Origin of the sequence: Curtobacterium flaccumfaciens pv. betae (assembly GCF_026241855.1) — a bacterium.
GTDB lineage: Bacteria > Actinomycetota > Actinomycetes > Actinomycetales > Microbacteriaceae > Curtobacterium > Curtobacterium flaccumfaciens.
This window is the reverse complement of sequence record NZ_JAPJDC010000001.1, coordinates 3,668,873-3,681,779: the sequence shown is the minus strand read 5'-3', so window position 1 is coordinate 3,681,779 and position 12,907 is coordinate 3,668,873. Positions and strand designations below refer to the sequence as shown.

Genomic DNA, 12,907 nt, shown 5'->3' with positions numbered 1-12,907 from the left:
CATGCATCGACCCTCCTGCCCCGGGAACCGCCCGGGGCCGCTGAGACCAGAGGAGGTGGGTTCCGCATGCACCAGTACGAACTGATGGCGATCCTCGACCCCGAGATCGATGAGCGCACCGTCGCTCCCAGCCTGGACAAGTTCCTGGCCGTGATCCGCAACGCGGGTGGCACCGTCGACAACGTGGACGTCTGGGGCCGTCGCCGGCTCGCTTACGAGATCGCGAAGAAGTCCGAGGGCATCTACGCCGTCGTCGACTTCACGTCGTCGCCCGAGGCCGCCAAGGAGCTCGACCGTCAGCTCGGTCTCTCCGAGGCCGTGCTCCGCACGAAGGTCCTCCGCGCTGAAGAGGGCATCGCGCAGGTCGCCGCCCAGAAGCAGCGTGACGAGGCTCGCGCGGCCCGCAAGGCCGCCAACGCCTCCGCAACCGCGACCGCGAGCGCCGAGTAACCCGTGGCCGGCGAAACCGTCATCACGGTGGTGGGCAACCTCACCGCGGACCCCGAGCTGCGGTACACGCAGAACGGGCTCGCCGTGGCGAACTTCACCATCGCGTCGACCCCTCGCACGTTCGACCGTCAGGCGAACGAGTGGAAAGACGGCGATGCGCTGTTCCTCCGCGCGAGTGTGTGGCGCGAGTTCGCCGAGCACGTGGCGGGGTCGCTGACGAAGGGCTCGCGCGTCATTGCGCAGGGTCGTCTGCGTCAGCGTTCCTACCAGGACCGTGAGGGCCAGCAGCGCACGAGCATCGAGCTCGAGGTCGACGAGATCGGCCCGTCGCTCCGCTACGCGACCGCACAGATCACCCGTGCAGCGGGTGGCAGTGGCGGCGGTCGTGGCCAGGTCGGCGGCGGCGCCAGCGCCCCCGCGGGCAACGGCGGCGGCAACTGGAACAACAACGGTGGCGGTCAGTCGGACGCGCCCTGGTCTCCCCAGGGCGGCCAGCAGGGTGGCGGCAACGCACAGTCGAACGACGTGTGGAGCACCCCCGGCGGCAACTTCGACGACGAGACCCCGTTCTGATCCTCAGCGTTCCGACGGACACACAACTTTTCTTCTAAGGACAAATCACTATGGCTGGAAAGAGCACCGGCGACCGCCGGAAGCCTCGCGGCAAGGGCGGCAAGAACGCTGCTCCCGCGAAGTCGATCAAGGTCGGCGTCATCGACTACAAGGACGTTGCGACCCTTCGCAAGTTCATCTCGGAGCGTGGAAAGATCCGCGCCCGTCGCATCACCGGCGTCTCCGTCCAGGAGCAGCGCCTCATCGCCCGTGCCGTGAAGAACGCCCGTGAGATGGCGCTCCTCCCCTACGCCGGCTCCGGCCGCTGATCGGAGGTCGACACATGTCGAAGCTCATCCTCACCCACGAGGTCTCCGGCCTCGGTTCCGCTGGTGACGTCGTCGACGTCAAGAACGGCTACGCCCGCAACTACCTCATCCCCCAGGGCTTCGCTGTCGCGTGGTCCAAGGGCGGCGAGAAGCAGGTCGAGTCGATCCGTGCCGCGCGTACCGCGCGCGAGCTCGCCACCATCGAAGAGGCACAGGACCTCAAGATGAAGCTCGAGAACGCGACCATCACCCTGTCGGTCAAGGCCGGCAAGGACGGTCGTCTGTTCGGCTCCGTCCGTCCGGGCGACGTCGCTGACGCCGTCCAGGCGCAGGGCGTCGGCTCGCTCGACAAGCGCAAGGTCGAGGTCCCCGCGACCATCAAGACCGTCGGTGACCACGAGGCCACCGTGCGCCTGCGCGAGGACATCACTGCCGTGATCTCGCTCAAGGTCGTCGCTGCCAAGTAGCACTGACGTTCCGCTCCACGACGGGCGGGTCTCCTCCGGGAGGCCCGCCCGTCGTTGCGTTCCGGGGGCGGTCGCGTGGCTTGTCCTACGGCTGTCGCCGACATGGTCACGGGCCTGGAGGCGCGGCTCGACTCGGGCTGGCTGGTTACGGTTCAGACGGGGTCACGCTGGCTGGGAACGGGCCGAGAACTCTTCCCACAGGAGGGGTGCTTGTCAAGTCGTTTTACACAGTGGAAACGTGTCAAATCGGAACCTTCAAGGGGTACTTGAACCCCACTTTTCCACACACGGTGTGCAACAGAAAAACCCAGGTCAAGTGATCGAAAGTGTGTTCGCACGCCGCTTTTTCCACAGGCTCGTCCACAGTTCTCCACACAGCGTTCCGGCGTGTTCCGCAGCCTCTCCACAGAGTTATCCACAGGGCCGTTTGTTGGGGATAACTCTGGGGCCGTAGCTTGGGCGAGCGACTCGGGGATGTCGGTCGCCGGGGGTAGAAACAGGGGTGCGGGTTCCGGCCGGTGGGTGCTGTCCCGCCGGTTCAGGTCCGTGTCGTCAACAGAGGAGAGCGTGTGTCGATCGCACATCTTGAGCCCGCACCGCAGGACTACGCGGACCGCGGCATGGAACGCACCCCGCCGCACGACATGCTCGCGGAGCAGTCGACCATCGGCGGCATGCTCCTGTCGAAGGACGCCGTCGCCGACGTCATCGAGACCGCCCGCGGTGTGGACTTCTACGTCCCCAAGCACGAGGTCATCTTCGACGCGATCCTGTCGCTCTACTCCCACGGTGAACCCACCGACGTCATCGCCGTCACCGACGAGCTGACCAAGACCGGCCTGCTGTCCCGTGCCGGCGGCGCCGAGTACCTGCACAGCGTCACGAGCATGGTGCCGACCGCCGCGAACGCCGGCTACTACGCCGGCATCGTCGCCGAGAAGGCCGTGCTCCGTCGTCTGGTCGACGCCGGTACCCGCATCGTGCAGATGGGCTACGCGTCTGAGGGTGAGGTCACCGACCTCGTCAACAGCGCGCAGGCCGAGGTCTACAACGTCGCCGGTGGTGTGCAGACCGAGGACTACGTCCCGCTGACCGACGCCATCTCCGCCGCGCTCGACGAGATCGAGGCCGCCAAGGGCCGCGACGGCCAGATGACGGGCGTGCCGACCGGGTTCGCGCAGCTCGACGGCCTGACGAACGGCTTCCACCCCGGACAGCTCATCATCGTCGCCGCCCGCCCCGCCCTGGGCAAGTCGACGCTGGCGCTCGACCTGTGCCGCGCCGCCGCGATCAAGCACGACCAGACCGCCGCCTTCTTCTCGCTCGAGATGGGTCGCGCCGAGATCGCGATGCGTCTGCTCTCCGCCGAGACCAGCGTGCCGCTGCAGAACATGCGCAAGGGCACCGTGGACTCCCGCGACTGGACCACCATCGCGCAGACCCGCGGCCGCATCAACGACGCCCCGTTCTTCATCGACGACTCCCCCAACATGACGCTCGTCGAGATCCGCGCCAAGTGCCGCCGACTCAAGCAGCAGCACAACCTGAAGCTCGTGGTCATCGACTACCTGCAGCTGATGACCTCGGGCAAGAAGGTCGAGAGCCGCCAGCAAGAGGTCTCCGAGTTCTCGCGTGCCCTGAAGCTGATGGCCAAGGAGCTCCAGGTGCCGGTCATCGCCCTGTCGCAGCTGAACCGTGGTCCGGAGCAGCGTGCCGACAAGAAGCCGGCGATCTCCGACCTCCGTGAGTCCGGCTCCATCGAGCAGGACGCCGACATGGTCATCCTGCTGCACCGTGAGTCGGCGTACGAGAAGGACAACCCGCGTCAGGGTGAGGCGGACCTGATCGTGGCGAAGCACCGTAACGGACCGACGGACACCATCACCGTGGCGTTCCACGGGATGTTCTCGCGGTTCGTCGACATGCCGCAGTAGGCGGCTTGTTGTCGGTGCGGAAGGGCCTGGCCGTCGGTCATGAACGCGCGAATGCTGCAAACGCTCCGGGCACCGAGGTAACTGGACTCCTCCCAGTGGCGGGCTGATGCACTGCGGTGGTCTAACCTTCTGACGAGCCCAGTGAGCGAATCTCGCTTCGAACGGACCGAAGCGCCACACGGTCGGCGTCCATCCGTCGCGGAACAGGCATACTGGGGCCCGCAACAGCGTTAGAGTGTAACGAGATCGGTGACATCGTTTGAAAGTGCGGTACAAGGACAACCGTCTCGAGAAGGTGTGCACGAACGAGCGCGAGATGCAGCGCAAGCGCCCCGACGTCGCCAAGAAGCTCCGGCTCCGCATCAACGCACTGAACAACGCCGAAACCATCGGCGACCTCCCGCGGGATGACCCTGGTGGTGCGTGGCACGACCTGAAGGGCGATCGAAGCGGGATCTGGGCCGGAGAGCTCAGCGGCAACTGGCGGCTCCTAGTTGATCCGATACCGGCGAAGTCGCTCGCCGCCATCGAAGCGACGGTCGTCGAAATCGAGGACTACCACTGAGGAGGGAGAGACCATGACGCAGACGAACTACGCCGTTGCCCCGGGAGAGTATCTCGAGGAGTGGATTGAAGACCGCGGTCTCTCTCAAGCTGACGCCGCGAACCTTCTTGGCTGTAGCCGGAAGCAGGTCAACGAGATCGTCAATGGGCGCGCACCCATCACCGCGGACACCGCGCTCCGACTCCAGCGAGTCGTCGGTATCCCGGCGCAGACCTGGCTCCGCTACGAGGCGGCCTACCGTGCGGACCGGGCACGAATTGAGGACGAGGAACGCCTCGCCGACCACGTCGACGAGATCAGTCCGAACGCTGCGACCTATCTGCGCGCAGTCGGCGCCACGACCGCCACGAAGCGTGATCCCGGAAGGCTGGTCTCGGACTTCCTTGCCTACCACGGCTGCGGAACGTGGGATGCCTACCTGCACCTGCACGAGACGGCTACGCGAGGCGACTACGCGCTCGCAGCGCTGAAGGACTCGAAGGCGACGCTCGAACCAACAGTCCTTTCAACCTGGCTTCGAGCGGCAGAGCAGACGCCGACGTTCGAGACAGGACGGACCCACATCTACAACTCGGACGAGCTGATCGCCGCATTGCCGCGACTGCGCGAACGAGCAGCGACCCCCAACTCGTCGATGCTTCGTGACATCGCGCGCATGCTCGCCGAAGTTGGTGTCGTGTTCATGGTCGTGGACCCTCCATCGAAGTTCCCCCTGCTGGGCATGACCCGCTGGATCGATGAGCGTGTCCCCGTGATCCAGCAAACCGGCCGCTGGGGCAAGGACGGCTTCGTCATCTGGACGCTGTTCCACGAACTCGGACACGTCCTCAACGATCCGCGTGGCGAGATGCACCTCGAGTACAACTCTGAGAAGCAGCGAAACTCCGAGGCAGAGAAGAGCGCGAACGCGTTCGCGATGCGGACCCTCTTCGGCGACGCCGGCGTCGCGCCATTCCGAGGACTCACGAGTGACGCAGACATCCGACGGAAGGCCACCGCCATCGGCATCGCTCCCGGAGTCGCAGTTCACCAGATGCACCGCCGTCGAATGCTCGACTACGGGTGGGGCAATCGGCTTTGCGTCGACCTGGCAGGCACCTTCAACGACTAATCGCACCGAGGAGAGAGAGCGCATCCCCACGAAGGCGGGATACGGCGCACGAGAGTCACGACCCGAAATGTGTTTAACGAAGCCGATGCGCACACTCGCCCCGCCTCGCAAGCGCATCGAACGGACGTCCATGCTGACCCTGGTAAGCAAAGACCTGACCGTGGAGATTTTCGACCCCTCCGCTGACCAGGAGAAGCTCGGCTCGCGCTACTGCGCGGGCGGTTACATCTAGCGACGTCAGTTCGGGCGGTCGACCCCTACGGCCGCCGGACCCGAAGCACACGGATACAGACGGCCATTTGCCCACTCAATGTGTCGGCGACCGACGCAGTCCACTTCGCCTCGCTCGACGCACTTACCGCTCTCTCGGCGCACCGTCTGCTCGGACTCGCCGAACGTGCCAGCCACAACGGCGTGTCTGTCATGGTGGACGGAAAAACCTGACGACGAGGGCCTGACTCACCCACATTGTTAGACGCGTTCGAAGCGTTGGTGAAGTCGTGCACCGTAGTGAAGCTCAGCCGAAAGGACGTTGACCGGCTGTACGCCGGAGATCACCCTTCGGATGTCGCGGATGCGCTCGTTGGGATGGAAGCCCGAGTCGACGGGACCGATGCCCGGTTCGACGCTGACACATTCATGGCCCACCTCATCCACACCGCCGACGCCACCGACTTTGACGTCATGCAGGGCCGTGATCTTCGCAACCCGGCGAGGTATGCAGCCACCAGTCACCGGCGGCCTGAGCAAGCCCGCCGCGCGGGCGATCGATCAGCCTGCGAGGAACTCTTCCCAGCTCTCCTCCCAGACGCTCAGCCAAGTGCGCATCGCCGTAGCGAGCAGGTGCAACCCCGCGCGAGCGTCCTCCGCGAGCTTCATCGTCCTCATCGGATCGAACGGCACTGCACGCTGCACCCGCACTGACAGCGTCAAGGTATCCGCTTCACGCTTCCACGGGAACTCCGCCGGGTCCGCCCCCGGCGAGGACTGCACGCGCCACCGGTGATACTCGTTGTGGCGGCGCCCAACCATCTCCTCCCAACGGTCGTCCACGGTCACTGAGGAGACCGCGTCTGAGACGTGCGTGAAGCACTCCGCGTCGTGGCATCGTGCCTCGCGGCGGAGCACACGCGCTGTTTCCCGATTCAACGGAAAGAACGCGGCCGGGTCGGACGAGAACGGCGTCCACAGCGCCGGCCGGTCCGGGTAGTCCCTGGCGTACCGCGCCTGCTTCCGGACCAGCGGGCTGGACGCCGGCGGCCTGAGGAGCATCGTCCGCGTGGCGACACTGCCGAAGTGATGCGATGCGGAGTGCAGATACGACACGAGTCGTTCCGTCGCCGCACGGGTAGCGAACCCCCATCCATCGTTCACGTCCTCAATGACAGCGAGCCACCGAGCGATGTCCCGGCTCGCTGTCGCGGCAAGCCCGAGCTGCTCCCCCGCCGCCCCCGCCAACCCGAACAGCTCAGCGAGCCTGCCGTGCTCAACACCAGCGAGCGTTCCGCGGATCTCCCAGGTCGTCGCCTGTGCGCCGAGTACTTGCCAGTCGCCGCTGGTCTTCACCGCGCCGCGTTCCACTTCGGTTGGCGGCAGAATCGAGCCGGGCGCGTTGAAACTCGGGAGCACCATCGCGGAGATGACGCGATCCTCCGAGCCGATCGATACGTCGTCCGCTGAGTCAGTCACGCGAACAGTATGTCGAGCACAACCGACGTGCCCGGGTCGCGGCGGCCGAGGCCCCGATACGGTGACGCAGTGGATGCCTCAATCATCATCAACCTCGGGCTTTTGATCGTTACGGGAGTTGCGACGGTCTTCGCCGGCTACCAGGCCATCCAGGCTCGAAAGGCCCGCAGCGAGGCAGAGAGCGCCCGTGATCTGGCTGCCCGGCACGAACAGGCCGCCCTGCACGCTTCCGAGCGGTCCGCTAACGCTGCGGAACGGAGCGCCACGGCCCAGGAGCGACAAGTCGAGATGGCGGCGCGGACCGCCGCGTTCGACGAGTGGGAGTTCCACTACGCAGGCGCGGAGCGGTGGATGGCACTCAACCGGACGGGGCACAGGGCGTGGGCTCACGTCGAAGGCAACGACGACAGAACGCGGAAGCGGATGCGCTCCGGGCAGGACGACTGGACAGAAGTCCCGAAAGGCGGTTCATTCGAGTTCGTAGTCGTAGAACGCGGCACTCTCAGCGGCCCGATCAACATCGCCATCTTCTGGCGGCTCACGCCCGACGCGCCCGAGCAGAGCCTGGCGCAGATCATCAACATCTAGCGCCGCGCGTCAGTGATGCCCACTCACACCGGACCTAAGCGTTGCGAAGCCTGGGCGTGGGTCAGAACCGGAACTCCGTTATGTGACGCACGGCTGACCCGCCTGGTCTTCAACACGGGCCATTCCGGACGCCCTCAAGTCCGCGTCCTCGATTCGACAGGGCGGCTTGACGGGGACCCGAGCGGCGATTGGGAATCCCTTGACCTTGACAACCTCACGCGCCGAGCGGCGCGTCGAGTCCTACTCACGTCTAGTGATCGGCACGATGAGACCACCATGGATGGGCAACACGACGTCGTTCTCGAGCATGTCAGCGCGAAGCCGGACGATTGGGACCAACTACTGCTGCTTGCGAAAGCGAACCGGGCCACGCTCGGGTTCCTAACGGACTCCGCGTTCGAGGACCGTCTCGGCCGCGGCACCGTCGTCATCGCCCGCGTCGGCGGAGACATCGTCGGGTATTGCATCTACGACGTCCCACGCGCCGGCTACATCAAGCTGGTGCACGTCTGCGTCGGTCTCCGCGGGACGGGCATCGGGAAGATGCTCGTTGATGCCGCGGTGCAGGCTCACCCCGAAGCCATTGGCGTTGTCGCCTACTGTCGTCGCGATTACGGGCTGGATCGGTTTTGGGCGGCTGTGGGACTGTCGCCCCGCGGCGAACGAGCCGGCAGGGCGGCCGCCGGATCCACCCTGACGCGCTGGTGGATGCCGCTCGGAGAGCTTGACCTGTTCGAAGATGCGGCGCTCGGGGCAGGGCTGCCGCTGGTTGTGTACGACACCAACATCGTCGCCGACCTCTACGGCTCCTCCGAACTCGATCGCGCTGATCGCGATGCGTCCCTTGGCCTCACCGCAGACTGGATAGCGGCGGAGATCACTGCGGTCGTCTCTCCGCAGGTTGACGTCGAAATCGACCGCATTGATGACGAAGACGAACGCTCCCGACAACGTTCCGGAGCGGACCACCTCGTTCGGTTGCGGTCCATTCGCCGTGAAGATACTTCAGTGCTCGACGTCCTGTTGCAACGAATCGGCCCGGAAGAGCTCGCGGCAGACCCGTCGCTGCGCGACGACCTGAATCACATCGCTGACGCGCTTGCCGCACACGCGGCGTTCTTCGTCACGAACGACACCCGCTTGCTGCGACTTGCCGACTCCTACCTCCCCGTCGACACCCAGCTTCGCGTTCTCCGTCCGCATGAGCTAATACAGCAGGTCGATCAACGGCTCGGGCAACCCGTGTTCCAGTCCAGACTCATCGAGGACATCGACCTGCGCTGGGTTCCGGCAACTTTTTTCACGATCGACCAGCTGGTCGACACGTTCCTCACCCACGAGCGGAACGAACGAGGCAGCGATCTACGACGGCTCATCCGCGCGTCAATCGCATCCCACCCGAGGTCCACCCGAGTTCTCATCGACGAACGGGAACGACCCTGGGCGATGCTCGCTGAACATCCTGGCGACGAGATGCTGGTGATTCCGCTCATGCGAGTCGCACGCCGTCGCGAAACGACGACGGTCGCGCTCCAGCTCGCTCGTCACACGCGCCACGTCGCCCGTCAGAACCAGCTGCCCGTCGTCGAGATCACCGACCCAGTAGTCGCCGATGTCGTCCGCGACGGTCTCCGGACAGAGGGCTTCGACGACGAGCTGTGTGCCGAAGTGATCGATCGGGCAGAACCTGCATCGCGATTCCTCGCCGACCACCCCACAGAGGTACTCCAGACCGCAGCGCAGCTGCGAGACATTGAGCACCGGTTCTGGCCCGTGGTGCTCTTGCGGGCAGGGGCACCGACATACATCGCGCCCATCCAGCCGCGCTTCGTCTACCCGCTGTTCGGCATCCCGAGGCAAGCGCTCTGGGGAGACGACCGACCGTTGGCGCTGGGCCTCTCGCGAGAACACGTGTATTACAGCGGGAGCAGTCGAGCGCTTCCCCCACCTGGCGCTCGCATCCTCTGGTACGCCTCTGCGGACGACACGGAAACCATTCGGAGCATCGTTGCCTACTCCAGGAGCCTCGGTTACGAGCGCACATCACCCGACGAGGCATTTCGCAGACACAAGCAGGTCGGGGTGTTTAAGCGTCGGGACGTGCGCTCAGCTGCCGACAAGCGCGGACGAGTCACTGTCATACGGTTCGAGGACACTGAGTTGTTAGGCCGCCGGATCGGGGGTCCCGAACTTGCCGAACTGTTGGAGCAGCACGACGTGAAGCACCCGATACCCTCGTTCCGGCAGGTACCGTCCACGCTGTTTGACGACCTCATCCAGAGCCAAGGCAGGAGCGCACGTTGACATCGATCCTGCTCTCAGTCCGGCCCGCCTTCGCACACGCACTGCTGGAGGGCACGAAGACCGCCGAGGTTCGACGACGGTTTCCCGCCGTCGCAACGCCCGCCACGATCTACGTGTACTCAAGCACCCCGGACCGCGCAGTCCTCGGCACCATCGAGCTCGAAGGCATCGACCGCCCTGCCGCGTCGTCCGTATGGGACTTGTACCGGCATGAGATCCAGATTCATCGGCAACCGCTCGAGGAGTACCTCGACAACGTCAACGACGCTGCCATCCTGCGTGTGCGCTCGCCAATCCGGTGGCCGAAGGCCATGCCGCTGGCACTGCTCCGGAGCGAAATCGGGCTCGAACCACCACAGAGCTTCCGGTACGTCGACCCAGCGCGAGAAGAACGCCTCCGCGCATGGGGTGAGAGCGGTACCTCGACGATGTTGCCGGCACTGACCGCCGTCGGCTAACCCGAAAGCGGAGTCGGATCAGAGAGCGGCGTGCGCAATTGCTCCAGCAGCGACCGGTCGTTCCACCGGTTCAGCCACCGGTACCCCCACAACTGGTCGGCCTCGAAGCGGGTTGCGTTCAGTGCTGGACGGAGCTGCGCGACCGGGTCGTTGATCGTCTGCAGCTGCAGCTGCAGCTGCTGCTCCCATACCTCGCCGCGGTACCACGCGGGACCGACCGTCGCCGACGTCAAGGTGCCGAAGTCGACCGGTCGTGGCCAATTCGACCAGAACCAGGTTGAGCCAGGCACTTCGACGCAACCGCAGATGAAAATGCGATCGCCACTGCTGAGGACTTCGAAGCAGAACCGCCACCAGTCGGGTCGTTGTCGTCGCCGACGTCGCGGTAGATCGATGCCCACGGGCTGTGGTCGCTCCGGGAACGGACCACCTCCTCGGCGTCCCGGTACGAGCGGAGGACCTCGTATCCGGCGGGCCGGTGTCGTTGTCGCGGTACCAGAGTTCTTCCGGCCGCTCCGGCTCGAGGACACGGAGCAGTTCGAGCGCCCCGGCCGGCGAACCCTGAGTGCCGATGAGTTTGAGGGTAATGGTCGGCTACCAGCGGCGCCCGTTCAGCAGGGCGACGATGGTCCGCTGCGGTTTTCCCGGCGGCGAGTCAGCGGTGCGGCGTCGTGGGAAGCCCGTCGATTTACAGCGTCGGGTGCGGGGACGCCATGAAGAAGCGGGATCGACGCCTGGGTCATCACCGGGATCTCCTGGGGAACCTCGCTCGCGTTGGCGTACACACAACAACACCCGCAACGTGTTCGTGCACTCGCACTCATGGCCGTCACGACGACACATCGTCCCCGACGTGTTAGGTTGTGCGCAACCTAATGGAGCACAACGTGAAATTGACCAGCTGGATCGACCTCGTCACCGGTGGCTTGCTCACCGGGCACGGCATCGTCATGGTTCGCCGCACCCCGCTGCGCGCCAGGGCCCGGCAGATGCAGCGCCGGGGCTTCGAGCCGGGCGTCCCGCACGCACTCGGCATCCCGGCCCTGGACGTCCTGTCCGGGCTCGGACTCGCCGCTGCAGCGTTCCGCCGTGCCCCCGGGAGTCACCTGGTCGGCACCGGCTCCACCATCGCGGCGACCGCCCTCGGCGGGACCCGGCTCGTGATCGACCTCGAAGACCGGCAGGCGACGACCACGACCGGTGCTGCCGGGGCACTCGCGCTCGTCGGCGCACTGCGTCTGGCCGCCTCGACCCGCGGCCGTCCGGTCGCTCGGATCCTCACGCTCGGTGCCGCCGCTGCCGCGATCACGTTCGAGGCCGCACGCCGACGCCGAGTCCTCCGCAGCCGCTGACCTCGGCTCCCCCACTCCACCGAACCCCACCACGACCGTGAAAGGCACCACCCCGATGGCAACCCGCACCCCCGCAGTCCGCTCCACCCGCCCCCGGACCATCGTCCGCATCCTGTTCGGCGCGATGCTCACGTGGGCCGGCATCAGCCACCTGACGGTGGCGCGCGAGGAGTTCCAGGCGCAGGTGCCGAAGTTCGTGCCGCTGCCGACGGACATCACGGTGATCGCCTCCGGCGTGGTGGAGATCTCCCTCGGAGCTGCGCTGATGCTCCTGGCTCGGCGTCAGGTGACCGTCGGATGGGTTGTCGCGGTGTTCTTCCTGGCGGTCTTCCCCGGCAACATCGCGCAGTGGATGCACCACCGCGACGGGTTCGGCCTGGACACCGACACCAAGCGCTTCGTCCGCCTGCTGTTCCAGCCCGTGCTCATCGCCGTCTCCCTGTGGGCCACGAACGCGCTGCGCAAGCGCCGCTGAACCGGCCTGCGCGAGCGCCGCTGATCGGCGCTGCACTCGCGCGGCCGCGACCATGGGGCAGAATCGGCCCCATGAGCGGGGACGACATGGACCAGCCGCGCGTGGTCGCGGTGAGCAAGGACGGCGAGCACCGGTTCAGCAAGCCGTTGGTCGACGCGGTGACGCTCGTGGCGGGGTGGGGCATCGAGGGTGATGCCCACGCCGGCACGACCGTGCAGCACCGCTCCCGGGTCGCCCGTGACCCCTCGCAGCCGAACCTGCGCCAGGTCCACCTGCTGCACGCCGAGCTGTTCGACGAGGTCGCCGAGGCCGGGTTCAGCGTCGAACCGGGCCAGATGGGCGAGAACGTGACGACGAGCGGCGTGGACCTGCTCGGGCTGCCCGAGGGGGCGGTGCTGCACCTCGGTGAGGACGCCTCCGTCCGGGTCACCGGCCTGCGGAACCCGTGCCAGCAGATCAACGGCTTCGAGCCGGGACTCCTGCGTGCCGTGCTGGGGCGCGCCGAGGACGGCACGGTCGAGCGCAAGGGCGGCGTGATGAGCGTCGTGCTCACCGGGGGGACGGTCCGGCCGGGCGATCGCATCCGGGTCGAGCTCCCGGACGGCGAACGACGACCCCTCCAGCCCGTCTGAT

17 protein-coding genes are annotated in these 12,907 nt (G+C 66.2%); 15 read left to right on the top strand and 2 right to left on the bottom strand.

The window, feature by feature from the left end; all coding sequences use genetic code 11:
* Positions 1 to 66 precede the first annotated feature (66 nt).
* The 8 genes from rpsF to ORG17_RS17395 all read left to right on the top strand — a co-directional run bounded on the left by rpsF (position 67) and on the right by ORG17_RS17395 (position 5,640).
* Entirely contained in the window at positions 67 to 450 is a 384-nt protein-coding gene (gene rpsF / locus ORG17_RS17430; protein WP_027466903.1) for a 30S ribosomal protein S6, read from the top strand.
* Between the two features lie 3 nt (positions 451 to 453).
* Positions 454 to 1,023, top strand: coding sequence for a single-stranded DNA-binding protein (locus ORG17_RS17425; protein WP_027466902.1), 570 nt, complete (start codon positions 454 to 456; stop codon positions 1,021 to 1,023).
* A 50-nt stretch (positions 1,024 to 1,073) separates the two neighbouring features.
* The gene (rpsR, locus tag ORG17_RS17420; RefSeq protein WP_017887834.1) at positions 1,074 to 1,331 is read left to right on the top strand and encodes a 30S ribosomal protein S18; all 258 of its coding nucleotides are present in this window, start codon (positions 1,074 to 1,076) and stop codon (positions 1,329 to 1,331) included.
* A 14-nt stretch (positions 1,332 to 1,345) separates the two neighbouring features.
* Positions 1,346 to 1,798, top strand: coding sequence for a 50S ribosomal protein L9 (gene rplI, locus ORG17_RS17415; protein WP_027466901.1), 453 nt, complete (start codon positions 1,346 to 1,348; stop codon positions 1,796 to 1,798).
* Between the two features lie 569 nt (positions 1,799 to 2,367).
* Positions 2,368 to 3,732: a replicative DNA helicase gene (gene dnaB / locus ORG17_RS17410; RefSeq protein ID WP_027466900.1), complete on the top strand. Its 1,365-nt coding sequence runs from the start codon at positions 2,368 to 2,370 to the stop codon at positions 3,730 to 3,732.
* Between the two features lie 265 nt (positions 3,733 to 3,997).
* Positions 3,998 to 4,297 (top strand): type II toxin-antitoxin system RelE/ParE family toxin, encoded by a 300-nt coding sequence (locus ORG17_RS17405; RefSeq protein ID WP_214526519.1) that lies wholly within the window; start codon positions 3,998 to 4,000, stop codon positions 4,295 to 4,297.
* Positions 4,298 to 4,310: 13 nt separating this feature from the next.
* Positions 4,311 to 5,408, top strand: coding sequence for a HigA family addiction module antitoxin (locus ORG17_RS17400; protein ID WP_214526518.1), 1,098 nt, complete (start codon positions 4,311 to 4,313; stop codon positions 5,406 to 5,408).
* 85 nt (positions 5,409 to 5,493) lie between these two features.
* Positions 5,494 to 5,640: a hypothetical protein gene (locus ORG17_RS17395; RefSeq protein ID WP_214526517.1), complete on the top strand. Its 147-nt coding sequence runs from the start codon at positions 5,494 to 5,496 to the stop codon at positions 5,638 to 5,640.
* 539 nt (positions 5,641 to 6,179) lie between these two features.
* Here ORG17_RS17395 and ORG17_RS17390 read toward each other — a convergent pair.
* Entirely contained in the window at positions 6,180 to 7,097 is a 918-nt protein-coding gene (locus ORG17_RS17390) for a hypothetical protein (RefSeq protein ID WP_214526516.1), read from the bottom strand.
* A gap of 69 nt (positions 7,098 to 7,166) precedes the next feature.
* Between ORG17_RS17390 and ORG17_RS17385 the strand changes: the two genes are divergently transcribed.
* From ORG17_RS17385 to ORG17_RS17375, 3 genes are all read left to right on the top strand, one after another.
* Positions 7,167 to 7,685 (top strand): hypothetical protein, encoded by a 519-nt coding sequence (locus tag ORG17_RS17385; protein WP_214526515.1) that lies wholly within the window; start codon positions 7,167 to 7,169, stop codon positions 7,683 to 7,685.
* Between the two features lie 276 nt (positions 7,686 to 7,961).
* Positions 7,962 to 9,989 (top strand): GNAT family N-acetyltransferase, encoded by a 2,028-nt coding sequence (locus tag ORG17_RS17380; protein ID WP_214526514.1) that lies wholly within the window; start codon positions 7,962 to 7,964, stop codon positions 9,987 to 9,989.
* A complete protein-coding gene (locus ORG17_RS17375; RefSeq protein WP_214526513.1) occupies positions 9,986 to 10,447 on the top strand; it encodes a hypothetical protein in 462 nt (153 codons plus the stop codon). Before ORG17_RS17380 ends, ORG17_RS17375 begins: the two co-directional genes overlap by 4 nt.
* Here the strand turns inward: ORG17_RS17375 and ORG17_RS17370 are convergent.
* Positions 10,444 to 10,848 (bottom strand): hypothetical protein, encoded by a 405-nt coding sequence (locus ORG17_RS17370; RefSeq protein WP_214526512.1) that lies wholly within the window; start codon positions 10,846 to 10,848, stop codon positions 10,444 to 10,446. The genes ORG17_RS17375 and ORG17_RS17370 overlap by 4 nt on opposite strands.
* A gap of 325 nt (positions 10,849 to 11,173) precedes the next feature.
* Between ORG17_RS17370 and ORG17_RS18440 the strand changes: the two genes are divergently transcribed.
* The 4 genes from ORG17_RS18440 (at position 11,174) to ORG17_RS17350 (ending at position 12,906) form a co-directional block, all read left to right on the top strand.
* Complete coding sequence (locus tag ORG17_RS18440; protein WP_214526579.1) at positions 11,174 to 11,323, top strand: alpha/beta fold hydrolase; 150 nt, start codon at positions 11,174 to 11,176, stop codon at positions 11,321 to 11,323.
* Positions 11,324 to 11,334: 11 nt separating this feature from the next.
* Positions 11,335 to 11,799, top strand: coding sequence for a hypothetical protein (locus ORG17_RS17360; RefSeq protein ID WP_214526511.1), 465 nt, complete (start codon positions 11,335 to 11,337; stop codon positions 11,797 to 11,799).
* Positions 11,800 to 11,854: 55 nt separating this feature from the next.
* Complete coding sequence (locus ORG17_RS17355) at positions 11,855 to 12,274, top strand: DoxX family protein (RefSeq protein ID WP_214526510.1); 420 nt, start codon at positions 11,855 to 11,857, stop codon at positions 12,272 to 12,274.
* Positions 12,275 to 12,345: 71 nt separating this feature from the next.
* Positions 12,346 to 12,906 carry an MOSC domain-containing protein gene (locus ORG17_RS17350; RefSeq protein ID WP_175475047.1) on the top strand — a complete coding sequence of 187 codons (561 nt, stop codon included), beginning with the start codon at positions 12,346 to 12,348 and terminating at the stop codon, positions 12,904 to 12,906.
* Position 12,907 lies beyond the last annotated feature (1 nt).